At 63.4% G+C, this 21488-nt stretch carries 24 protein-coding genes; 20 read left to right on the forward strand and 4 right to left on the reverse strand.

Annotated features, from left to right (window positions below; translation table 11 throughout):
* The first annotated feature begins 277 nt into the window (after nucleotides 1-277).
* The 3 genes from ABID58_RS27890 to ABID58_RS27900 all read left to right on the forward strand — a co-directional run bounded on the left by ABID58_RS27890 (nucleotide 278) and on the right by ABID58_RS27900 (nucleotide 3196).
* On the forward strand, nucleotides 278-1942 hold the full coding sequence (locus tag ABID58_RS27890) for an acetolactate synthase large subunit (protein WP_354036022.1): 1665 nt from the start codon (nucleotides 278-280) through the stop codon (nucleotides 1940-1942).
* Between the two features lie 209 nt (nucleotides 1943-2151).
* Complete coding sequence (locus ABID58_RS27895; RefSeq protein ID WP_148754235.1) at nucleotides 2152-2499, forward strand: Lin0512 family protein; 348 nt, start codon at nucleotides 2152-2154, stop codon at nucleotides 2497-2499.
* Nucleotides 2500-2503: 4 nt separating this feature from the next.
* Nucleotides 2504-3196 carry a GNAT family N-acetyltransferase gene (locus tag ABID58_RS27900; RefSeq protein WP_354036023.1) on the forward strand — a complete coding sequence of 231 codons (693 nt, stop codon included), beginning with the start codon at nucleotides 2504-2506 and terminating at the stop codon, nucleotides 3194-3196.
* 31 nt (nucleotides 3197-3227) lie between these two features.
* Here ABID58_RS27900 and ABID58_RS27905 read toward each other — a convergent pair whose 3' ends face one another.
* Nucleotides 3228-3776 (reverse strand): hypothetical protein, encoded by a 549-nt coding sequence (locus ABID58_RS27905; protein WP_354036025.1) that lies wholly within the window; start codon nucleotides 3774-3776, stop codon nucleotides 3228-3230.
* A gap of 245 nt (nucleotides 3777-4021) precedes the next feature.
* Between ABID58_RS27905 and ABID58_RS27910 the strand changes: the two genes are divergently transcribed.
* From ABID58_RS27910 to ABID58_RS27925, 4 genes are all read left to right on the forward strand, one after another.
* Nucleotides 4022-5212, forward strand: a complete 1191-nt coding sequence (locus ABID58_RS27910) for a serine hydrolase domain-containing protein (protein WP_354036027.1) — start codon at nucleotides 4022-4024, stop codon at nucleotides 5210-5212.
* 149 nt (nucleotides 5213-5361) lie between these two features.
* Nucleotides 5362-6027, forward strand: coding sequence for a DUF429 domain-containing protein (locus ABID58_RS27915; RefSeq protein ID WP_354036029.1), 666 nt, complete (start codon nucleotides 5362-5364; stop codon nucleotides 6025-6027).
* Nucleotides 6028-6135: 108 nt separating this feature from the next.
* On the forward strand, nucleotides 6136-6279 hold the full coding sequence (locus ABID58_RS27920) for a hypothetical protein (RefSeq protein ID WP_187435202.1): 144 nt from the start codon (nucleotides 6136-6138) through the stop codon (nucleotides 6277-6279).
* A gap of 102 nt (nucleotides 6280-6381) precedes the next feature.
* A complete protein-coding gene (locus ABID58_RS27925) occupies nucleotides 6382-7086 on the forward strand; it encodes a glutathione S-transferase family protein (protein ID WP_354036031.1) in 705 nt (234 codons plus the stop codon).
* 102 nt (nucleotides 7087-7188) lie between these two features.
* Here the strand turns inward: ABID58_RS27925 and ABID58_RS27930 are convergent, their stop codons facing one another.
* Complete coding sequence (locus ABID58_RS27930) at nucleotides 7189-7560, reverse strand: tRNA-binding protein (protein ID WP_148754241.1); 372 nt, start codon at nucleotides 7558-7560, stop codon at nucleotides 7189-7191.
* A 119-nt stretch (nucleotides 7561-7679) separates the two neighbouring features.
* Here ABID58_RS27930 and ABID58_RS27935 point away from each other — a divergent pair, with 119 nt between their 5' ends.
* Nucleotides 7680-8039 carry an ArsC family reductase gene (locus tag ABID58_RS27935; protein ID WP_148754242.1) on the forward strand — a complete coding sequence of 120 codons (360 nt, stop codon included), beginning with the start codon at nucleotides 7680-7682 and terminating at the stop codon, nucleotides 8037-8039.
* A gap of 3 nt (nucleotides 8040-8042) precedes the next feature.
* Here ABID58_RS27935 and ABID58_RS27940 read toward each other — a convergent pair whose 3' ends face one another.
* Nucleotides 8043-8693 carry a PAS domain-containing protein gene (locus tag ABID58_RS27940; protein ID WP_354036032.1) on the reverse strand — a complete coding sequence of 217 codons (651 nt, stop codon included), beginning with the start codon at nucleotides 8691-8693 and terminating at the stop codon, nucleotides 8043-8045.
* Between the two features lie 339 nt (nucleotides 8694-9032).
* Here ABID58_RS27940 and ABID58_RS27945 point away from each other — a divergent pair, with 339 nt between their 5' ends.
* From ABID58_RS27945 to ABID58_RS27975, 7 genes are all read left to right on the forward strand, one after another.
* The gene (locus ABID58_RS27945; protein WP_354036033.1) at nucleotides 9033-9788 is read left to right on the forward strand and encodes an ABC transporter ATP-binding protein; all 756 of its coding nucleotides are present in this window, start codon (nucleotides 9033-9035) and stop codon (nucleotides 9786-9788) included.
* Complete coding sequence (locus tag ABID58_RS27950) at nucleotides 9781-10527, forward strand: ABC transporter ATP-binding protein (protein ID WP_354036035.1); 747 nt, start codon at nucleotides 9781-9783, stop codon at nucleotides 10525-10527. Before ABID58_RS27945 ends, ABID58_RS27950 begins: the two co-directional genes overlap by 8 nt.
* A gap of 49 nt (nucleotides 10528-10576) precedes the next feature.
* The gene (locus tag ABID58_RS27955; protein WP_354036036.1) at nucleotides 10577-11797 is read left to right on the forward strand and encodes an ABC transporter substrate-binding protein; all 1221 of its coding nucleotides are present in this window, start codon (nucleotides 10577-10579) and stop codon (nucleotides 11795-11797) included.
* A gap of 71 nt (nucleotides 11798-11868) precedes the next feature.
* A complete protein-coding gene (locus tag ABID58_RS27960) occupies nucleotides 11869-12732 on the forward strand; it encodes a branched-chain amino acid ABC transporter permease (protein WP_148754247.1) in 864 nt (287 codons plus the stop codon).
* A 1-nt stretch (nucleotide 12733) separates the two neighbouring features.
* Nucleotides 12734-13702, forward strand: coding sequence for a branched-chain amino acid ABC transporter permease (locus ABID58_RS27965; protein ID WP_148754248.1), 969 nt, complete (start codon nucleotides 12734-12736; stop codon nucleotides 13700-13702).
* Nucleotides 13703-13858: 156 nt separating this feature from the next.
* Nucleotides 13859-14503, forward strand: a complete 645-nt coding sequence (locus ABID58_RS27970) for a DUF47 domain-containing protein (protein WP_148754249.1) — start codon at nucleotides 13859-13861, stop codon at nucleotides 14501-14503.
* A 14-nt stretch (nucleotides 14504-14517) separates the two neighbouring features.
* Nucleotides 14518-15522 (forward strand): inorganic phosphate transporter, encoded by a 1005-nt coding sequence (locus tag ABID58_RS27975; RefSeq protein ID WP_148754250.1) that lies wholly within the window; start codon nucleotides 14518-14520, stop codon nucleotides 15520-15522.
* Here the strand turns inward: ABID58_RS27975 and sugE are convergent.
* The gene (gene sugE, locus ABID58_RS27980) at nucleotides 15515-15829 is read right to left on the reverse strand and encodes a quaternary ammonium compound efflux SMR transporter SugE (protein WP_148754251.1); all 315 of its coding nucleotides are present in this window, start codon (nucleotides 15827-15829) and stop codon (nucleotides 15515-15517) included. The genes ABID58_RS27975 and sugE overlap by 8 nt on opposite strands.
* 175 nt (nucleotides 15830-16004) lie before the next feature.
* On the opposite strand from sugE, the gene ABID58_RS27985 reads away from it, so the two are divergent.
* The 5 genes from ABID58_RS27985 (at nucleotide 16005) to ABID58_RS28005 (ending at nucleotide 21470) form a co-directional block, all read left to right on the forward strand.
* Nucleotides 16005-17624 (forward strand): peptide chain release factor 3, encoded by a 1620-nt coding sequence (locus ABID58_RS27985; protein ID WP_354036037.1) that lies wholly within the window; start codon nucleotides 16005-16007, stop codon nucleotides 17622-17624.
* 116 nt (nucleotides 17625-17740) lie between these two features.
* A complete protein-coding gene (locus ABID58_RS27990) occupies nucleotides 17741-18319 on the forward strand; it encodes a UCP034077 family protein (protein ID WP_354036038.1) in 579 nt (192 codons plus the stop codon).
* Nucleotides 18320-18390: 71 nt separating this feature from the next.
* On the forward strand, nucleotides 18391-18975 hold the full coding sequence (locus tag ABID58_RS27995) for an NnrU family protein (RefSeq protein ID WP_354036039.1): 585 nt from the start codon (nucleotides 18391-18393) through the stop codon (nucleotides 18973-18975).
* Between the two features lie 72 nt (nucleotides 18976-19047).
* Complete coding sequence (locus tag ABID58_RS28000) at nucleotides 19048-20643, forward strand: class I adenylate-forming enzyme family protein (RefSeq protein ID WP_354036041.1); 1596 nt, start codon at nucleotides 19048-19050, stop codon at nucleotides 20641-20643.
* 173 nt (nucleotides 20644-20816) lie between these two features.
* Nucleotides 20817-21470: a tetratricopeptide repeat protein gene (locus ABID58_RS28005; protein ID WP_148754256.1), complete on the forward strand. Its 654-nt coding sequence runs from the start codon at nucleotides 20817-20819 to the stop codon at nucleotides 21468-21470.
* Nucleotides 21471-21488 lie beyond the last annotated feature (18 nt).

The raw sequence follows: 21488 nt of genomic DNA on the forward strand, positions 1-21488 counted from the left end.
CTGCGCAGCGCTCCTTCAGCGGTGCGCTGCAGAGCCGGGGCCCATGCATCAGCGAGTACGCGGCCTGCTGGGTCCCGGCTCTGCGCAGCAGCGTACGAACGCTGCAGCGCGTCCGGGACACGAGGGGGGCGAATGTCGTCTCTCCATACGCCATCATTGCGCTCGCAATAACGGAGTTGATGGAGCTGTGCGCCTCTTTGTGAGTTGTGCCCGCGGCGCCAGCCGCTACCATGCGCCTGCTCCCGGAACATGGGAGCCGGCAACAAGCGGAGGCGACATGAGCGAGCAGGAACGCAAAGCGAAGGGATCGGACCTGTTCGTCGCGGCGCTTGAGAACGAAGGCGTCGATCGCATTTTTGGCGTGCCCGGCGAGGAAAACCTCGACCTCGTCGAATCGCTGCGGACCTCCAGGATCGAGCTGGTCCTGACCCGCCACGAGCAGGCGGCCGCCTTCATGGCAGCGACCCACGGCCGGTTGACAGGCAAGCCCGGCGTCTGCCTCTCCACGCTTGGCCCGGGCGCGCTCAATCTGTCGACCGGCGCGGCTTACGCACATCTCGGCGCGATGCCGATGATCCTCATCACGGGGCAGAAGCCGATCATGAGCAGCCGGCAGGCGCGCTTCCAGATCGTGGACGTGGTCGCGACCATGAAGCCGCTGACCAAGCTCTCGCGGCAGATCATCAGCGCCTCCTCGATTCCGACCGTGGTGCGCGACGCCTTCCGGGTGGCGACGGAGGAGCGGCCGGGTCCGGTGCATCTGGAGCTGCCCGAAGACATCGCGGGCGATGAGGTGCCGGCCGTCCCCGTGATCCCGATCCATCCGATCGAGATTCCCGTTGCGCACCGCGCCGCGCTCGACCGAGCCGCCGGGATGATTTTGGCCGCGAAGCGCCCGCTGGTGATGATGGGCGCGGCGACCAGCCGGCCGCGCTCGACGCACGGCATCGCGAGCTTCGTGCGCCGGACCGGCATTCCGTTCTTCACCACGCAGATGGGCAAGGGCACCGTTCCCGGCGGCACCAATCTCTACATGGGCACCGCGGCGCTGTCGGAGCGCGATTATGTCCACGACGCCATCGACGCCGCCGACCTGATCGTGGCGATCGGCCATGATCCGATCGAGAAGCCGCCCTTCATCATGGGGCCGTCGGGGCCGAAGGTAATTCACGTCAGCTACACCTCGGCGAGTGTCGAGCTGGTCTATTTTCCTGACGCCGAGGTCGTCGGCGATGTCGGCCCGAGCCTGGAGCTTCTGGCTGACCGGCTCGAAGGCAAGCTGCCGCAGGCGGCGGCGCTGCTGCCGTTGCGCGAAGAGATACTCAACCACATCGCCGACCGCGCCACCGAGGCGCGTTGGCCGCCGACGCCGCAGCGCATCGTGCACGACATCCGCCAGGTTATCCCGGAGAACGGCATCGTCGCGCTCGACAACGGCATGTACAAGATCTGGTTCGCGCGCAACTACCGCACCCGCGTCGCCAACACGCTGCTGCTCGACAATGCGCTGGCAACGATGGGCGCCGGCCTGCCGTCGGCGATGATGGCTGCGATGCTCTATCCCGATCGCCGCGTGCTCGCGGTCGCCGGCGACGGCGGCTTCATGATGAACAGCCAGGAGATGGAGACCGCCGTCCGGCTCAAGCTCAACCTCGTCGTGCTGGTGCTGGAGGACCACGCCTACGGCATGATCCGCTGGAAGCAGGCCGTCGATCACTTTGCCGATTATGGCATGACCTTCGGCAATCCCGACTTTGCCATGTACGCCAAGGCTTACGGCGCCAAGGGCCACCGCATCGCAAGCATCGACAGCTTTGGCCCGACGCTGGATGCTGCCTTCAAGGAAGGCGGCGTACACTTGATCTCGATCCCGATCGATTATTCGGAGAACGTGCGGGTGCTCGTCGACGAGCTGCGGGCCCATGAGAAATCGAAGGCCTGATGTGATGGGGCGAAGCTATTTCCACGTCGTCATTGCGAGCGCAGCGAAGCAATCCAGAGTCCCTCCGTGGAAAGATTCCGGATTGCGTCGCTGCGCTCGCAATGATGGAGCTTGTGGCGGAGATCACGCCTGAATACGACAACCGCACTTGTGTCGCGACCACCGATCGCCGACACTCCCAATCATCCAATCAGCCACAGGAACAAGACATGACTCGCGTTCGCTGTATCACCGAGATGGGCATGGGCGTCGACGTTCACGGCAGGGACGCCACCAAGGCGGCGAAGCGGGCGGTGTCGGATGCGATCCGGCATTCGAGCCTCGGTTTCTTTCGGATGATCGGCAAGACCGCGAACGACATGTTCGTCGACGTCACGATCGGCGTGCCCAATCCCGAGGCCGTCGACAAGGAGGCGGTTGCGAAGGAGCTTCCCTATGGCACCGTGACCGTCAACGCGGTCAAGGGCGGGCTGGAGATTGCGTCGGCCACCGAGCAGGCCAACGACCCCATCCTCATTGCCAATGCGGCCGTGATCGTTAGCTTCGACAAGGATTGAGCCGGTGTCCGACAACGATGTGCGGCTACTGGATCGTCCGATCTGGAGCGCGCTGACGACGAGCCATAAGCATCTGGCCGAAGGGGGCCCGCGCGCGCTGCGCTATCCCTTGGACATGACGCCGTTCGCCGACATGGTCGACATGTCGGCAGCAAGCTTTGCCGCGCTCGGTGATCTCATGTCCGGCTCGCAGGTCGCCGCGCTGTTCACGCCGGAGCCGGTCGATGTTCCCTCGGGCTTCAAGGTCGTGCTGACGGAGTCCGGCGAGCAGATGATTGGATCGCCCGCCGATAGTCCGCTTCGCGACGCCGAGATCGTGAGGCTCGGCGAGGCTGATGTGCCTGCCATGATGGCGCTGACGGCGCTGACCAAGCCCGGACCGTTCGCGTTGCGAACGCATGAGCTCGGCACGTTCCTCGGCATTCGCGCCGGCAGCGAGCTGGTCGCGATGACCGGCGAGCGCATGAAGCCGGGCAAGTTCGTCGAGATGACGGCCGTCTGCGTCCATCCCGACTATCGCGGGCGCGGCTACGCGCAGGCGCTGCTCGCCGCGGTCGCGCGCCAGATCGAGGCGCGCGGCGAGATTCCGTTCCTGCACGTGTTTTCGAACAACACATCCGCTATCGCGCTCTATCAGCGCCAGGGCATGCGCATCCGCCGTCGTCTGCACGTGACGGCGTTGATGAAGCAGGGGTGACGGCCCGGCGGAGTGCGCCGGGCCGCAGCTCTTATGTCGAATAGTCGACGAGCAGCGCGCTCGATGCGTTGGAGGACGCCGAGTTGCCGCTGGAGCTATAGGAGGTCGACTGGCTGGTCGCGTTCTGGAGCAGCGAGATCAACTCCTTCATCAGCTCTGCGGTGGTGGCCGAAGACGAGCTGGACGAGGAATCGGACGAGGAGGTCGAATCCGTGCTGCTCGTGCTCGATGAGTCGCTGCTGCCATCGGGCGGCGGCGGTCCGCCGGCGCTGCCGGAGAAGGTGTTGGCGAACACGTTTTTCAGTTCGCTGGCCTGGTCGCTGGTCAGCTTGCCGCTCGATACCTCGTTCTGGATGAGGTCGTCGATCTTGGACTGCATCTCGTCAGCCGAAGGCGGCGACGAGGAGCTCGCGCTCGATGCGCCGCTCTTGAGCGATGAATCGATGTCGTCGAGCGCGGACGAGAGCGCGGACTCATCGCTCGAGCTGATGATGCCCGCCGAGACTTCCTTGGTGAGCTCGCTCTTGAGGCGGTCGAGTGGGGAGTAGGAATTGGTGGTCGTTGCGGAGATCGAGGTCATTGACGGTCACCCTTGATGGAATTGAAGATACGCTGAACATGACCGAGAGGCTAAAGGTCGCGCGCTTAATGAGGTCTTGCCGCAAGGATTGCTGGCGTTTTCGTTGTGTTGCTCGCGCGGGTGCGAACACGCGGTGAAACAAAAATGCGGGTGTTGCCGGCGCCGTCCGCGCCTCGCGCGAACGGGCTTCCCCGCGGCCGATTCTTCGCTATATCCATCGCAATCAATTCGGGGGGAGCCCATCTATGGACGCCAGGACAACAAATCCAGATTATTCCGCTGTGCGGACGGCGATGCAGCGCTATGTCGATCAGGAGATCGTCCCCGGCGCGTCCTGGGCGGTGCTGCGCGGACGCGAGCTGGTCGACCAGCAATGCGTCGGGTTTGCCGATCGCGAGGCACAGACGGCGCTGCGGCCGGACCATATCTTCCGCGCGTTCTCCAATACCAAGATTTTCGTCACCTCTGCGATCATGCTGCTGGTCGAGGAGGGCCGCATCGGGCTCGATGACGCGATCGAAAAATTGCTGCCGCAGCTTGCCAATCGCAAGGTACTGAAGCAGGGCGCGGCAAATCTTGCTGATGTCGAGCCGGCGAAAAGCCCGATCACGATCCGGCAGCTTCTGACCCACACCTCGGGCCTCAGCTACGGCATCTTCGATCCCGGTACGGTGCTGTTCAAAGGCTACAACGAGGCGCGCGTGCTCAATCCGCTGACGCCGCTGACGGACTTGATCGACAAGCTGGCCGATCTGCCGCTGTCCTATCATCCCGGCACCAGCTGGGAATATTCGGTGGCGACCGACGTGCTCGGTCGCGTCGTCGAGGTCGTCTCGGGCAAGCCGCTCGATGCCTTCCTCAAGGCGCGCATCTTCGATCCGCTCGGCATGACCGATACCGGCTTCTCCGTGCCTGAAGCGCTGCAGGGCAGGCTGGTTGCGCACTATACCGGCGCCGACGTGCTTGATCCGACCAAGCCGGGCCTCACCCGCGCCGACAATCTGCCTTACCCGCAGGCCTATCGACGGCCGTTCCCGCGGCTGTCGGGCGGTGGCGGGCTGGTCTCGACGCTACCGGACATGCTCGCGCTGGTGCGTGCCCTGGTGCCCGGGCCGGAGGCGCTGCTGAAGCCGGAGACGCTGCGGCAGATGATGACCAACCAATTGCCGGCGGGCGAGACGATTCGCTTCGCCAATCTCGGGCCGATGCCTGGCAAGGGTTTTGGCCTTGGCGGCGCCGTCACCTTCGCGCCGACGCAGTTCGATCCCCCGAATTCCACCGGCGAATTCCAGTGGGGCGGGCTCGCCGGCACCCATTGGTGGATTTGCCCTGAGGCCAATACCGCCGGCGTCCTGATGACCCAGCGCCACATGGGCTTCTGGAATCCGTTTTTCTTCGAGTTCAAGCGCCTGGCCTACCAGGCCGTTGGAGGCTGACCGCGAAAAAATTGCAGACGCCTGCGAACCCTTTTGCGCGATCGCGCCCGCCGGCGGCACGCTCGGCGATGCGCTGCTGGCGCAACGGCTGTTCGAGGGTCATCGGGGCGGAGGATGAACAAACGTTGGTAGGAGGCGCAACCGGACGCGTGAAAACCTATCTTGGTCTCGACGGATTTCGTTTCGGCTGGGTCGCCGCGTGGATCGACGAGTGTGGCCAGCACGGCTTCGACTATTCGCCGGGCCTCACGCGGCTGCTCGCGACGCCGCATGCGCGCGCGATGATCGACATGCCGATTGGGTTGAAGACAGAAGGTTATCGAACATGCGACTTGCGTGCGCGTGAAATAGTGGGCCCCGCCGTGTTTCTCGGGGCCCGCCGCGATCTCTGGAGGTTTCCCGATATGGCCGCAGCCAACCGGCACTATTGGGAGCACGAAGGCAAGGGGAGGGGCGTCTCGGCGCAGCTCTGGAATATCAGGGACAAGATCAGGGAGGTCGACGAGATCATGACACCGGTGCGGCAGGCGACGATCGGCGAAGCGCATCCGGAACTGATCTTGTGTAATCTTGTGAGGGGAGTTCGGCTTGCGAAGAAGACATCGGCGGAAGGTCGCGAGCTGCGCATTGCACTGCTGGCGCAGCGCGGCTTCACGAAGCTTCCGAAATGGCTGACGCAGCGCCACGGCACCGGCATCGACCGCGACGATCTGATCGATGCCTGCGCATGTGCAGTCGCGGCGCGGGACAGCAAGCAGCGCGTCGGTGGGGATGAGATCGATCCGCGTGGTCTGCGGATGGAGATCAATTATTGAGCCAGCTCGCTGGATCGGGAAAAAGCGGCAATTTATTTGAAGTGTGGAGGAACTGCCAACGGCAACCCTGCGTTCCCTGTGCGAACCAAATACAGGGAAACGCTTGCGATGAATGATGTCAGTCAGTTTGCGACCGCAATGCTCGCACTTTTTTTCGTCGGAGCGCTGCTCGTGACCGGGCAGCTCTTCATCGAGCAACGCGCACAGCGCGACGCAGTGTACGCCACAAGTCATTTGCTGCGGCCATTGTGATCGAGTCTCGGCACCGAGACAGTTGAGATGGTAGCTCGGCCTTGCGCCGTTCGATGGCTCGCCTAGATTAAGCGGCAGCTCGCGAACGAAGCCGGGGTCTCGATGTCTGATTTGTCCGCCTTTCCGATCACCAAGCGCTGGCCTGCCAGACATCCGGAGTTGCTTCAGCTCTATTCGCTGCCGACGCCGAACGGCGTCAAGGTTTCGATCATGCTGGAGGAGATCGGGCTGCCTTACGAAGTCCATCTCGTCGATTTCGGCAAGGACGACCAAAAGACGCCGGAATTCCTCTCGCTCAATCCCAACGGCAAGATCCCGGCGATCCTCGATCCCAATGGCCCCGGCGGCAAGCCGCTGCCGCTGTTCGAGTCCGGTGCGATCCTGCAATATCTCGCGGAGAAGACCGGCAAGCTGTTGCCGCAGGACGCCGCGCGGCGCTACCAGACCATCCAGTGGGTGCACTTCCAGATGGGCGGCATCGGGCCGATGTTCGGCCAGGTCGGCTTCTTCCACAAATTCGCCGGCAAGGATTTTGAGGACAAGCGGCCGCTCGAGCGTTACGTGGGCGAGTCCAGGCGCCTGCTCGGCGTGATGGAGACGCATCTCGCGAGCCGGCAATGGTTCATGGATGACGACTACACCATCGCCGACATCTCCATGTTCGGCTGGGTGCGCAACCTCATCGGCTTCTACGGCGCCGGCGATCTCGTCGCATTCAGCCAGTTCAAGTCGGTTGCCGCCTGGCTCGAACGCGGACTGGCGCGTCCTGCCGTGGAGCGCGGGCTCAACATCCCGAAGCGGCCGTGAAACTGGCTCAGAGCTTTGTAGCGCCGCCCGCGCCGCGGGCAAGAAATCCGATGCCGATCCTGAGGATCCATGGCAAGGAGCTGCGGTTGCCGCTCCCCCACGCTAGAACAGGCGCCCGCCGTTCGGCACCGGCTTGCTCGGTTGCATCAGCACGACCTTGCCGTCGGCATCGGGGAAGCCGAGCGTCAGCACCTCCGAGACGACAGGTCCGATCTGGCGCGGGGGGAAATTGACGACGGCCGCGACCTGCTGTCCGACCAGCGTCTCGAGCGGATGGTTCTCGGTGATCTGCGCCGAGCTCTTGCGCACGCCGATGGCCGGGCCGAAGTCGATCCACAACCGCCAGGCCGGCTTGCGCGCCTCGGGAAACGGTTTTGCGTCGACGATGGTGCCCACGCGGATATCGACCGCGAGGAACGTGTTGAAGTCGATGGTCGGCGAGGCGGACGCGACTGGATCGTGGGTGACGTGCATGGTGTGTCCGTTCGGTAGAGGTCGAAAGCGTCGTTGGCAATATTGTCGCGCGAAGCGGAGTTTCGTACAACGCCAAGGCCATGACCACGGCACGTCACGACGCATGCGCGAGGACCGTCTTGCCCAACATCATCTACGGCATCAAGAACTGCGACACCATGAAGAAGGCGCGCGCCTGGCTTGACACCCATGGCGTCACCTACGAGTTCCACGATTACAAGGCCGCCGGCGTCGAGAAGGACAAGCTCAAGCAATGGAGCGACAAGCTCGGCTGGGAAACGCTGCTCAATCGCGCCGGCACCACCTTCAAGAAGCTGCCGGACACCGACAAGGAAGGCCTGACCGAGAAGAAGGCGCTAGCCCTGATGCTAGCGCAACCATCGATGATCAAGCGGCCGGTGCTCGAAATCGGCGGCAAGCTCCTGGTCGGCTTCAAGCCGGATATCTACGACAAGGAAGTCAGGGCCAAATCGCGCTAAGTGTCAGTTCAGCTCGATGATCTCGGCGGTGACGCTCGGATCGCCGGGCTGATCGGCGAATTCGACGACGTCGGCGGCCGCAATGCGTCCTGGGGCGCGGTGAAACAGATCGCGGTCGATCACCGTGCGCAGTTTCGGCCGCGGCAGCGCGTCATTTCCGCGCAGCAGATTCTTGATCTCGAAGCCGCCGTCCTCGCAGAAGGTCTTGAGCGAAGCGATGACGTGGCTGACCTTGTCGTCGGTCAGGAAAGGCAGCAGCAGCCGTTCATAGGCAACGACGCGGCCATAGATGTCGTCGACGTCGGCAACGCTGTAGACCGGAAGCGCGCGCGCGATGCATTCGCGATAGACCGGCATGACAAAGGGCGCGAGCCGCGGCCCGACATAATCCTCCAGCAGGATTCCCTTACCGGTATGGCCGTAGGCGCGCGATATCCGTGTGCCCTCGCTCTGAATGGTCAGGCCCGGCGTCGACGTCGAATTGTCCACCGTGTAGTAGATGAGATCGGACAGCTCCTCCTCGAGTCGCGCGGGCTGGTACTCCCAGATCGCCGGCGCCGTCTGGTGGCGCGCATAAAGCCGCAGCCACGTGTTGAGAAGGTCACGCTGCTTGATCGACTTGACGACGGAGGGAGCGGCGCTGGCGAAATCCAAAGCAATATTCCCGGCGAATGAAACCCGCCCATGATCGCCGCGGCGGGAAAATTTTTGATGAAGGCTGGCGCGCGGGACCAAAGACCGTTAACGACGGCTTGACGACCGGTGCCTTGCGAACCGGAAGGCCGGCGGGCGCGACATCACAAACCTCCAACTAAGGGAGCATAAGACTCCCGGCCGGAGGTCTGACCTGCTCAGCTTTCCGCCTTGCCTAACCCCCGTCACCTCCGGCATATTCCGCGCCCGGAGGCAGCGTTCCGGGAAGGCTCCAAGGCCTCCGGAAAGCCGAAGCAACAAGGACAGCCACGCGCATTGCGCGGGCAGGGGGAAATCTGTTTGGCCGATGAGTTCATTCTCGAAACGGAAGGCTTGACCAAGGAGTTCGCGGGCTTCTTTGCCGTCCGCGACGTTGCGCTTAGGGTTCGCCGTGGGAGTATTCACGCGTTGATCGGCCCGAACGGGGCCGGCAAGACGACGTGCTTCAATCTTCTGACCAAGTTCCTCAAACCGTCTGCCGGAAAAATCCTGTACAAGGGACAGGACATCACCGCCATGGCGCCCGCCGACGTGGCGCGCATGGGGCTGGTACGTTCTTTCCAGATCTCGGCGGTGTTTCCGCACATGACCGCTCTGGAAAACGTCCGTGTTGCGCTCCAGCGTCAGCACGGCAGCTCCTTTGATTTCTGGCGTTCGAAATCGACGCTCAACCGTTTCAACAACCGCGCGCTCGAATTGTTGAACGATGTCGGCCTCAGCGAGTTTGCCAATACGCCGGCGGTCGAAATGCCTTATGGGCGCAAGCGCGCGCTCGAGATCGCGACCACGCTGGCGCTCGATCCGGAGATGATGTTGCTGGACGAGCCGATGGCCGGCATGGGCCACGAGGACATCGATAAGATCGCAGCGCTGATCAAGCGCATCTCGGCGAAATACACCATCCTGATGGTCGAGCACAATTTGAGCGTCGTGGCCAATCTCTCTGACATCATCACCGTGCTGACGCGCGGGCAGGTGCTCGCGCAGGGCAATTACGCCGATCTGACCAAGGACGAGCGCGTCAAGGAAGCCTATCTGGGAGCCGGTCATGCCTGAGACTGCAATGGCCGACGCTCCGGCGAAGGCCGCAACCGGCGGCACCATCCTCCAGGTCCGCAACCTCGAAGCCTGGTACGGCGAGTCCCACATCCTGCACGGGATCGACTTCGACGTGAACGCGGGCGAGGTCGTCACGCTGCTCGGGCGCAACGGAGCCGGCAAGACGACCACGCTGAAGTCGATCATGGGCATCATCGGCAAGCGTGCCGGCTCGATCAAATTCAACAACCAGGACATCATCCGCGCGACCTCCGACAAGATCGCGCGCATGGGCATCGCGTTCTGCCCGGAGGAGCGGGGGATTTTCTCCAGTCTCGACGTGCGCGAGAATTTGTTGCTGCCGCCGGTGGTGCGCCCGGGCGGACTGCCGCTCGAACAGATATTCGATCTGTTTCCGAACCTGAAGGAGCGGCTCAACAGCCAGGGCACCAAGCTTTCCGGCGGCGAGCAGCAGATGCTTGCGATCGCGCGCATCCTGCGCACCGGCGCCAGGTTCCTGATGCTGGACGAGCCGACCGAAGGTCTTGCGCCTGTCATCATTCAGCAGATCGGTCACACCATTGCGCGGCTGAAGAAGGAAGGTTTCACGATCCTTCTGGTCGAGCAGAACTTCCGGTTCGCATCGACCGTCGCCGACCGCTATTACGTCGTCGAGCACGGCAAGATCATTGACGGATTTTCCAATGCGGAGCTTGCCGCCAACATGGACAAGCTCCACACCTATCTCGGCGTCTAGTACGGCCAAAGGGTCGGACGGTCGCGAGAAGATTCACGAGGGAAGTAGCATGAAAAAGTCGATTGCATCGTTGTTGCTTGGCACGGCGTTGGCCGTGACCGCTGCCGGCGCAGCCTTCGCGCAGGACAAGACGGTCAAGATCGGTGCGCTGTCCGATCAGTCCGGTCTCTATGCCGACCTCGGTGGGCCCGGCTCGACGCTTGCCGCGCAGATGGCGGTGGAAGATTCCGGCCTCGCTGCGAAGGGCTGGAAGATCGACATCATCTCCGGCGATCACCAGAACAAGCCGGATATCGGCACCGCGATCGCGCGGCAGTGGTTCGACGTCGACAAGGTCGACATCATCGTCGACGTGCCGAATTCCGGCGTAGCGCTCGCGGTCAACAACGTCGTGAAGGAAAAGAACGGCGTCTACATCAACTCGGGTGCGGCGACCTCCGACCTCACCAACGCGCAGTGCTCGCCCAACACCGTGCACTGGACCTACGACACCTACATGCTGGCCCACACCACTGGCCAGGCGCTGGTGAAGGCCGGTGGTGACACCTGGTTCTTCCTGACCGCGGACTACGCCTTCGGTGCGGCGCTCGAGCGCGATACCACCGCCGTTATCACCGCCAACGGCGGCAAGGTCGTCGGCGGCGTCAAGCATCCGCTCAACACGCCGGACTTCTCGTCCTTCCTGCTCCAGGCGCAAGCCTCCAAGGCCAAGATCATCGGCCTTGCCAATGCCGGCGGCGACACCACCAACACGATCAAGCAGGCCGCCGAGTTCGGCATCGTCAAGGGCGGCCAGAAGCTCGCGGCGCTGCTCTTGTTCCTCACCGACGTCAAGGCGATCGGTCTGGAAACCGCGCAGGGCCTGAACTTCACCGAGACCTTCTACTGGGACATGAACGATCAGACCCGGGCTTTCTCCAAGCGGTTCTCGGAGAAGATGAAGAGCGGCGCGATGCCGACCATGGTGCAGGCGGGTGTCTATGCGGGCGTGCGCCACTATCTCAAGGCGCTGGACGCGCTCGGCGGCAATCCTCATGACGGCGTCAAAGTCGTCGAGAAGATGAAGTCGATGCCGACGGAAGACGAACTGTTCGGCAAGGGCGAGATCCAGCCCAACGGCCGCACCATCCACAACGCCTATCTGTTCGAGGTGAAGAAGCCCTCCGAGTCCAAGGGACCGTGGGACTTCTACAAGCTCGTCGGCACCGTGCCGGGCGATCAGGCCTTCACGCCGCTCTCCGAGAGCAAGTGCGCGCTGCTTAAGAAATAAGACCGAAGCCCGCCGGCGACGAGCCGGCGGGCGCTACTTTGGGAACGCCGAAGGGACTGGGTGCTGGATCGATGCAGGCTCTCTACGCACAGCTACTGGTGGGACTGATCAACGGCTCATTCTATGCGCTGCTCAGTCTCGGGCTCGCCGTCATTTTCGGCATGCTCAACATCATCAATTTCGCCCATGGCGCACTCTACATGATGGGCGCCTTCGTCGCCTATTTCCTGCTGAACCTCGGCGGCATCAATTACTGGTGGGCGCTGCTGTTTGCGCCGATCATCGTCGGCATCTTCGGCATGATCCTGGAACGGACCATGCTGAAATTCCTGACCGGGCTCGACCATCTCTACGGTCTGCTGCTGACCTTCGGCATCGCGCTGATCGTCCAGGGCGTGTTCCAGAACTATTTCGGTTCGTCAGGCCTGCCTTACTCTATTCCGGACCAGCTCAAGGGCGGCATGAATCTCGGCTTCATGTTCCTGCCGATCTATCGCGGCTGGGTCGTCATCTTCTCGCTGGTGGTGTGCCTTGCGACCTGGTTCCTGATCGAGAAGACGCGGCTTGGGGCCAACTTGCGCGCCGCCACTGAAAATCCGACGCTGGTGCGGGCCTTCGGCATCAACGTGCCCCGCATGATCACGTTGACCTACGGTCTCGGCGTCGGCCTGGCGGCGCTCGCCGGCGTGCTCTCGGCGCCGATCAACCAGGTCCGGCCGCTGATGGGCGCCGACCTCATCATCGTGGTTTTCGCGGTGGTGGTGATCGGCGGCATGGGATCGATCATGGGCTCCATCATCACCGGCTTCGCGCTCGGCGTGATCGAGGGCCTGACCAAATATTTCTACCCCGAGGCCTCCAACACCGTCGTGTTCGTGCTGATGGTGCTGGTGCTCTTGGTGAAGCCAACCGGATTGACGGGAAGGGCAGCCTGATATGACAGCCTTGACGGACGACACGCTGCCGATGAGCCCCCGCGCGATGCGTGACGAGATGATCGTATTCGCGGTGATGGCGCTGCTGCTGGCCTCGGTGCCGTTCAGCGGCATCTATCCGTTCTTCGTGATGCAGGCGTTGTGCTTCGCTCTGCTCGCCTGCGCCTTCAACCTTCTGATCGGCTATGGCGGGCTGCTGTCGTTCGGCCATGCGATGTTCATGGGCACAGCCGGCTATTGCAGCGCGCACGCGCTGAAGGTGTGGGCGCTGCCGCCTGAGCTCGGCATTCTCGTCGGCATCGCTGCGGCGTTCGGGTTGTCGCTCATCACCGGCTACATCTCGATCCGCCGCCAGGGCATCTATTTCTCGATGATCACGCTGGCGCTGTCGCAGCTGCTGTACTTCATCTACCTCCAGGCGCCGTTCACCCACGGTGAGGACGGCATCCAGGGCATTCCGCAGGGGCACATGTTCGGCGTGCTCGACCTGTCGAAGCCGACGGTGCTCTATTACGTCGTGCTGGTCGGCTTCCTCGCGGGCTTCCTGCTGATCTATCGCATCATCAACTCGCCGTTCGGCGAGGTCCTGAAGTCGATCCGCGAGAACGAGCCGCGCGCCATCTCGCTCGGCTACCGGACCGACCAGTACAAGTTCCTGGCGTTTGTCCTGTCGGGAACGCTGGCGGGCTTTGCCGGCGCGCTGAAAGTGTTCGTGGCGCAGAACGCCTCGCTCACCGATGTGCACTGGTCGATGTCGGGCGAAGTCGTGCTGATGACGCTGGTCGGCGGTCTCGGCACCGTTTTCGGTCCCGTGGTCGGCGCCTTCGCGATCATCGCCATGCAGCAATATCTGGCCGGTTTCGGCCAATGGGTGACGGTGATCCAGGGCTCGATCTTCGTGATCTGCGTGCTCACCTTCCGCCGTGGCGTCGTTGGTGAAGTTGCGCACTACTTTCGGCGGTCGCTCTAAATAATTGATATCGCACCAGTTTCATTGGTGCGCGAATCCGGTGGATGATCCGGCTCCGCGGGCGCGAGATGACACGCGCGCGAAGCGAAAATGGTCTATGACGGTTTTACGACGGTCCGTTCGGGCCGGGCCATGTCCAACCGGTAGACTATTCCCATGATGCGTTGGTTTCGCGCTTTCCTGCCCAAGGAAGAACGGTTCTTCGACCTGTTCGACCGCCACGCCCAGACCGTGATCCAGGGCTCCGTCGCGTTGCAGGGCATGCTGAACGGGGGGGAGGAGACGCCGGTCTACTGTCAGCGGGTCAATCAGTTCGAGAACGATGCCGACAACATCACCCGTGAGGTGCTGACGGCGGTGCGCCGCACCTTCATCACGCCGTTCGACCGCGGCGACATCAAGAACCTCATTACCTCGATGGACGATGCCATCGACCAGATGCAGCAGACCGCCAAGGCGGTGATGCTGTTCGAGGTCCGCACCTTCGAGCCGCCAATGCGCGAGATCGGCGCGCTCCTGATCGAGTGCGCCAATCTGGTTGGACGCGCGCTGCCGCTGATGCAGTCAATCGGGCCCAACGTCGCAATGCTGACCGCGATCACGGAGGAATTGGGCAAGCTCGAGGGCCGCGTCGATGATCTCCACGACATCGGCCTGAAGGAGCTGTTCCTCAAGCACCGCAACGGCAGCGCGATGGACTTCATCGTCGGCGTCGAAATCTACGACCATCTCGAGAAGGTGGCCGATCGCTTCGACGACGTCGCGAACGAGATCAACAGCATCGTCATCGAGCAAGTTTAGGGCAGGGCCGCGCCGTGGATGCTGCGTTGGGTCTTCCCGTCCTGGTCGGATTGATCGCCGTCGCGCTGCTGTTCGACTTCCTGAACGGCCTGCACGACGCCGCCAATTCGATCGCGACCATCGTCTCGACCCGCGTGCTGCGGCCGCAATTCGCGGTGATCTGGGCCGCGTTCTTCAATTTCGTCGCCTTCATGGTGTTCGGCCTTCACGTCGCCCAGACCATCGGCACCGGCATCATCGATCCCGCGATTGTCGATGCCCAGGTGATCTTCGCAGCGCTTGTCGGCGCCATCGTCTGGAATCTCGTGACCTGGGCGTTAGGCATCCCGTCTTCCTCCTCGCATGCGCTGATCGGCGGCCTCGTCGGCGGCGGCATGGCCAAGGCCGGACTATCGGCCGCGGTCTGGAGTGGGCTGACTAAGGCCGTACTGGCGATCGTGCTGTCGCCGCTGGTCGGCTTCCTGCTTGCAATGATGCTGGTCGCCATCGTGTCCTGGCTCTCGGTGCGTTCGACGCCGTTCGCGGTCGACCGCGCCTTCCGCATCCTGCAATTCGCCTCCGCCTCGCTCTATTCGCTTGGCCATGGCGGCAATGATGCGCAGAAGACGATGGGCATCATCGCCGTGCTGCTCTATTCGCAGGGCCATCTCGGCGGCGAATTCACCGTGCCGTTCTGGGTGGTGCTGTCGTGCCAGGCGGCGATGGCGCTGGGCACGCTGATGGGCGGCTGGCGGATCGTCCGCACCATGGGCTTGCGCATTACCAAGCTGACGCCGATGCAGGGTTTCTGCGCCGAGACCGGCGGGGCGGCGACCCTGTTCATGGCCACCTTCCTCGGCGTCCCCGTCTCGACCACCCACACCATCACCGGCGCCATCGTCGGCGTCGGCGCGGCCCGCCGCGTCTCGGCGGTGCGCTGGAACGTGGCGAGCTCGATCGTCTATGCCTGGGTGATCACGATCCCGGCCTCGGCCATCGTCGCGGCGCTGAGCTGGTGGGCGGTCCAGATCTTCAAGTAACGAGCTTCAGCCCGACAATGCCGGCGACGATCAGCCCGATGCTGGCGAGGCGAAGCGCGGTCGCGGGTTCGCCGAACAGGATGATGCCCAGCGTCGCGGTGCCGACCGCCCCGATGCCGGTCCATACCGCATAGGCGGTTCCGACGGGCAGTGACTTGAGCGCGAGCCCGAGCAGGATCACGCTGCCCGCCATCGCCGCGAGCGTGATGACGGAAGGAACCGCCCTGCTGAAACCTTCGGTATATTTCAGGCCAATCGCCCAGGTGATCTCGAGAAGACCGGCGACGAACAGGATGCTCCAGGCCATGACGACCCTCCATTCATGGCAGGGTCGTCCCCGCAGGCTGATAGGCTGATGAGCAGGAAGGTCGTCCTCCCGCAAAGATCTGTCTGATCGAAGCCGATATGGGGCTGGCCAAAGGGCTCCGCAATCACCAAATGAGGCTTGCTCAGGCCCATTTTCCCTGCCAAACGCTCCCGCAATGTCCGACATCGCCACCACAGCCGAATCGCCGGCCCGTTCGCCGCTTACCGCAGAGGTGTCGCGGCGGCGCACTTTTGCGATCATTTCGCACCCGGACGCCGGCAAGACCACGCTGACCGAAAAGCTGCTGCTGTTCGGCGGCGCCATCAATCTGGCCGGCCAGGTCAAGGCCAAGGGCGAACGGCGCAACACCCGCTCGGACTGGATGAAGATCGAGCGCGAGCGCGGCATCTCGGTTGTGACCTCGGTGATGACCTTCGAGTTCGAAGGCCTCGTCTTCAACCTCCTGGACACGCCGGGCCACGAAGACTTTTCGGAAGACACCTACCGCACGCTGACGGCCGTCGACTCTGCTGTCATGGTGATCGATGCCGCCAAAGGCATCGAGGCGCGGACGCGAAAGCTGTTCGAGGTGTGTCGTCTTCGAGATATCCCGATCATTACCTTCATCAATAAAATGGATCGCGAGAGCCGCGATGTTTTCGAGCTGCTCGACGAGATCGAGAAGACACTGGCGCTCGACACGACGCCGATGACCTGGCCGGTCGGCCGCGGCCGCGACTTTCTCGGCACCTATGACGTCGCTAATGGCGGCGTGCGCCTGCTCGAAGGTGGAGGCGCCAAGACGGGCGCCGCGCAGCAGATCGAGATCGCGGAACTTGCCAAGCTCAATGCCAATCTCGACATCTCGGCGGTGAAGGACGAGCTCGAACTCGTGACGGAAGCCTCGAAGCCGTTCGAGCTCGACGCGTTCCGCGAGGGCCATCTGACGCCGGTCTATTTCGGCAGCGCGCTTCGCAATTTCGGCGTCGGTGACTTGCTGGAAGGCCTCGGCAAGTTCGCTCCCGAGCCGCGCGCGCAGGACAGCGACCAGCGCAAGGTCGAGGCGACCGATCCGCGCATGAGCGCCTTCGTGTTCAAGATCCAGGCGAACATGGATCCGAACCATCGGGACCGCATCGCCTTTGCGCGGCTCTGCTCCGGCAAGCTCAGCCGCGGCATGAAGGCGAAGCTGGTGCGCACCGGCAAGAGCATGCCGCTGTCGAGCCCGCAATTCTTCTTTGCCCAGGACCGTTCGGTTGCGGACGAGGCTTTTGCCGGCGACGTCGTCGGCATTCCCAATCACGGCACGCTGCGCATCGGCGATACCCTGACCGAGGGCGAGGATTTCAATTTCGTTGGCGTGCCGAGCTTCGCGCCTGAAATCGTCCGCCGGGTCCGTCTCACCGACGCGATGAAGGCGAAGAAGCTGAAGGAAGCGCTTCAGCAGATGTCGGAAGAGGGCGTTGTGCAGGTGTTCCGTCCGCGCGACGGCGCACCGGCGCTGGTCGGCGTGGTGGGCGCGCTGCAGCTCGACGTGCTCAAGGCGCGGCTCGAGGCGGAATATTCGCTGCCGGTCGAGTTCGAGGTGAGCGAGTTCCAGCTCGCGCGCTGGGTCTCCTCGGAGGACCGCAAGAAGCTCGACACGTTCCTCGCGGCCAACACCTCCAGCATCGCCGACGATGTCGACGGCGATCCCGTGTACCTCGCCCGGAACGAGTTCTATCTCAGCTACACCAGGGAACGCGCCGAGGGCATCGAGTTCACCAACGTCAAGGACGTCAAGAAGAAGGGGTAAGCGAAGCCCCGCCACTTAAGCGCGACCATGTGAACGCCCGTGGGCTTGACGCCTTCACAGGCGGTGCCACGTTTCATCACGTGACTTCTCATTACGTGATTTCGCGAGCTCAAGGCATGTGGCGCGCTATCCTCGTTCTTATTCTGCTGGCGCTATCGACGGTCGCCGCGGACGCGCGGCGTCGGCAGATCAATCCGATCCCGTTCTCGCATTCGCCGTGCAGCGTGCTCGACAATCGGCCCTGCACGCCGTCTTATTGCAGCGTACTCGATCACGGGCCCTGCATTCCCGAGATCGATTATCCCTACGGCGAGAACCTCCAGCTCACGATCGAGAGCGTCCCGTCAGACGCCGACCGCGCCAAATACCAGAAGCCGGATCACGATCTCGATACGATCGGTGACCTCTTCGCCGAGCTGCGTACCTGCTGGTCGCCGCCGTCGGACAATGCGCGGATGGGGATGCAGATGTCGGTGCGCTTCAGCTTCAACAAGGCCGGCGGCCTGATCGGCCCGCCGCGCCTGACATACGCGACCGCAGGCGTCCCGGCTGATACAAGGACGACCTATCTCAATGCGATCAGTTCGTCGCTGAACGCCTGCCTGCCGCTGAAATTCACCAACGGTCTCGGCGGTGCCCTGGCCGGGCGTCCGATCGCGATCCGCTACGTCGATAATCGCGAGACCGGCAAGTAGCGCATCAGTTGCGACCGGCGGCCAATCAATGATACGCCATGGGCGGGGGCGCTGGTTGAGGGGAGGATGTCGTGGGTCTGCTGGTCATGATCCTGGGGCTGGTGCTGTTTTTCGCCGCCCATGTTTTCACAACGAAACGAGACGCGCGCGCACAAGCGATCGAACGACTGGGCGAGGGGACCTACAAGATCCTCTATTCGGTCGTATCGCTCGCGGGACTGGCGCTGATCGTCTGGGGCTTTGGCCATTATCGCGCGACCGGCTGGATCGATGTCTGGTACCCGCCGAAGGCGATGAAGCACATCACGGTCGCGCTGATGCTGCCTGCTGTCATCCTGGTGGTGGCGTCATATTTGCGCGGGCGCATCTATGCGACGCTGAAGCATCCGATGCTCGCCGGCATCAAGCTGTGGGCGGCGGCGCATTTGCTCGCCAATGGCGATCTCGGCTCCATCATCCTGTTCGGCTCGTTTTTGGGTTGGGGGGTCTATGACCGCATTTCATTCAAGCATCGCACCGATAGCGGCGGCCCGTCGATTCCGGTAGGGGGCGTCACCAACGACCTGATTGCGATTGCCGTCGGCGTCGTTGCCTATCTGGCGCTGGCGTTTGCATTCCATCCTGTCGTGATAGGTGTTCCCGTCATGGGTGGCTAGCCGATCGGCGCAAGACAGCACCGCGTGCCCATGCGCGGAAGGTGACAAAAACAACAAGCCGAGGGCCCTCTGATGGACTGGTCGCAATCTCAGATTCCGCCGATGCGGTTCGAGGCGCGGTTTGGCGATCGGGTGATCCCGGCCTTCACCGATCGACCGGCCAGTCTCTGGGCGATGATTGCCGAGGCTTCCGCGCGCAACGGCGATGGCGAAGCGCTGGTCTGCGGCAATGTCCGGCTCAGTTGGCGGCAGGCGGTGGAGCAGGCCGCGCGGATTGCATCGGGCTTTCGCAAGCTTGGCCTGCGGCGCGGCGACCGCGTTGCGATCCTGCTCGGTAACCGCATCGAATTCCCACTGTTGCTGTTTGCCGCAGCGCATGAGGGGCTGGTCACCGTGCTGCTCAGCACGCGCCAGCAGAAGCCGGAGATCGCCTATGTCCTGACCGATTGCGGCGCCAAAATCCTGATCCACGAAGCGGGTCTCGCCGAGCGGCTGCCCGATGCGCAGGATGTGCCCGATGTGATCCATCGCGTCGCCATCGACGGCGATCCGGCTCTGTCGCGCTTCGCGGTGCTCGCCGACAACGCACGGGCCGCGGCACCGGTCGAAGTCAACGAGGAAGATACCGCGATGATCCTCTACACCTCGGGCACGACAGGCAAGCCGAAGGGCGCGATGCTCGCCCATTGCAACATCGTGCATTCCTCGATGGTGTTCGTGTCCTGCCTGCAATTGACGGCAGCCGACCGCTCGATCGCGGCCGTGCCGCTCGGGCACGTCACGGGCGTCGTCGCCAACATCACCACCATGATCCGCTGCGGCGGCGCGCTGATCATCATGCCGGAGTTCAAGGCGGCGGATTATCTCAAGCTCGCGGCGCGCGAGCGTGTCACCTACACGGTGATGGTGCCGGCGATGTACAATCTCTGCCTGCTGCAGCCGGATTTCGGCAGCTACGATCTCTCGAGCTGGCGCGTCGGCGGTTTTGGCGGCGCCCCGATGCCGGTCGCGACCATCGAGAAGCTCAAGGCGACAATTCCGGGCCTGAAGCTTGCAAATTGCTATGGCTCGACCGAGACGACGTCGCCGTCCACCATCATGCCGGGCGAGCTGACGGCGAGCCATATCGACAGCGTCGGCCTGTCGTGTCCGGGCGCGCGCATCATCGTGATGGGGACGGACGGGCGCGAGCTGCCGCCCGGCGAGATCGGCGAGCTCTGGATCCAGAGCTCCTCCGTCATCAAGGGTTACTGGAACAACCCGAAGGCCACGGCCGAGAGCTTCTCCGGCGGCTTCTGGCATTCGGGCGACCTCGGCTCGGTCGATGCCGAAGGATTCGTCCGTGTGTTCGACCGCCAGAAGGACATGATCAACCGCGGCGGGTTGAAGATCTATTCGGCCGAGGTCGAATCCGTGTTGGCCGGCCACCCCGCCGTGGTCGAGAGCGCGATCATTGCAAAGCCATGCCCGGTGCTGGGCGAGCGCGTCCATGCGGTCGTGGTCACACGTATCCAGGTCGGCAGCGACGACCTACGGGCCTGGTGCGCCGAGCGGCTGTCCGATTACAAGGTGCCGGAGACCATGACAGTCACGGCGGAGCCCCTGCCGCGCAACGCCAATGGCAAGGTGGTGAAGCGCCAGCTGCGGGAGCTGCTGGTCGGGGCCTGACCGGGCTGGGGTAGGGGCACCGGGATGTCCCGGATCGCGCGTTAACGCCTTGATCGGCCTTGCTTTGCCTTGCCACCGCCATATCGATAGGGTATCGCCGCCGCGACGTGGGGACGGGCTTTAGACGCGCACAATCTGGCGCGCGCTCCCGGCCGGGCATGGGATTAGCATAAGTGTCTGAATTATTTGACGAAGTCGACGAGGAAGTACGTCGCGAACAGCTCAAGAAGCTGTGGGACAACTATTCGCTCTACTTCATCGCTCTCATGGTGCTGGTCGTGGCGGCCGTGGGCGGCTGGCGCGGCTACCAGTATCTGGAGGCCAAGAAGGCCGCCGAGGCCGGCGCGATCTTCGAGAAGGCCGTTGAGCTGTCGGAGCAGGGCAAGCACGCGGAGGCCGAGACGGCCTTTGCCGATCTCGCCGCCAAGGCGCCGTCCGGCTACCGCACCCTGGCGCGGCTTCGCGCTGCAGCCGAGGCATCGGCCCGCGATCCCAAGGCTGCGGCCAAGATGTACGACGACATCGCCGCCGACTCCGGTGTCGGCAGCGAGTGGCGGGATCTTGCAAAGGTCCGCGCCGCCGGCCTGCTGGTAGACAGCGCGAGCTACGCCGACATCCAGCAGCGGCTGGAGACCTCTGCCGAGCCTAAATCGACCTTCCGCCACAGCGCTCGCGAGATGCTGGCGCTGTCGGCCTGGCGTAACAACGACATGACCGCGGCCCGCAAATGGCTCGATGCGATCGCCGAGGACGGCGAAACGCCGCCGGGCCTGCGTTCGCGCGCCGAGGCGCTCCAGGCCTTGCTGCCGCCCGTCGCCAAGAGCTGACGGCCCCGAGAGCTGAGA

The organism is Bradyrhizobium sp. S3.2.6 (genome assembly GCF_040546885.1).
Classification (GTDB): domain Bacteria; phylum Pseudomonadota; class Alphaproteobacteria; order Rhizobiales; family Xanthobacteraceae; genus Bradyrhizobium; species Bradyrhizobium cytisi.

What these genes read in the sequence shown, in the direction of transcription:
- ABID58_RS27950 (WP_354036035.1), top strand. Translation starts at nt 9,781, where the DNA reads ATGCCTGAGACTGCAATGGCCGACGCTCCGGCGAAGGCCGCAACCGGC.
- ABID58_RS27910 (WP_354036027.1), top strand. Translation starts at nt 4,022, where the DNA reads ATGGACGCCAGGACAACAAATCCAGATTATTCCGCTGTGCGGACGGCG.
- ABID58_RS27955 (WP_354036036.1), top strand. Translation starts at nt 10,577, where the DNA reads ATGAAAAAGTCGATTGCATCGTTGTTGCTTGGCACGGCGTTGGCCGTG.
- ABID58_RS28000 (WP_354036041.1), top strand. Translation starts at nt 19,048, where the DNA reads ATGGACTGGTCGCAATCTCAGATTCCGCCGATGCGGTTCGAGGCGCGG.
- ABID58_RS27960 (WP_148754247.1), top strand. Translation starts at nt 11,869, where the DNA reads ATGCAGGCTCTCTACGCACAGCTACTGGTGGGACTGATCAACGGCTCA.
- ABID58_RS27925 (WP_354036031.1), top strand. Translation starts at nt 6,382, where the DNA reads ATGTCTGATTTGTCCGCCTTTCCGATCACCAAGCGCTGGCCTGCCAGA.
- ABID58_RS27895 (WP_148754235.1), top strand. Translation starts at nt 2,152, where the DNA reads ATGACTCGCGTTCGCTGTATCACCGAGATGGGCATGGGCGTCGACGTT.
- ABID58_RS27970 (WP_148754249.1), top strand. Translation starts at nt 13,859, where the DNA reads ATGATGCGTTGGTTTCGCGCTTTCCTGCCCAAGGAAGAACGGTTCTTC.
- sugE (WP_148754251.1), bottom strand. Translation starts at nt 15,829, where the DNA reads ATGGCCTGGAGCATCCTGTTCGTCGCCGGTCTTCTCGAGATCACCTGG.
- ABID58_RS27930 (WP_148754241.1), bottom strand. Translation starts at nt 7,560, where the DNA reads ATGCACGTCACCCACGATCCAGTCGCGTCCGCCTCGCCGACCATCGAC.
- ABID58_RS27990 (WP_354036038.1), top strand. Translation starts at nt 17,741, where the DNA reads ATGTGGCGCGCTATCCTCGTTCTTATTCTGCTGGCGCTATCGACGGTC.
- ABID58_RS27965 (WP_148754248.1), top strand. Translation starts at nt 12,734, where the DNA reads ATGACAGCCTTGACGGACGACACGCTGCCGATGAGCCCCCGCGCGATG.
- ABID58_RS27890 (WP_354036022.1), top strand. Translation starts at nt 278, where the DNA reads ATGAGCGAGCAGGAACGCAAAGCGAAGGGATCGGACCTGTTCGTCGCG.
- ABID58_RS27920 (WP_187435202.1), top strand. Translation starts at nt 6,136, where the DNA reads ATGAATGATGTCAGTCAGTTTGCGACCGCAATGCTCGCACTTTTTTTC.
- ABID58_RS27985 (WP_354036037.1), top strand. Translation starts at nt 16,005, where the DNA reads ATGTCCGACATCGCCACCACAGCCGAATCGCCGGCCCGTTCGCCGCTT.
- ABID58_RS27905 (WP_354036025.1), bottom strand. Translation starts at nt 3,776, where the DNA reads ATGACCTCGATCTCCGCAACGACCACCAATTCCTACTCCCCACTCGAC.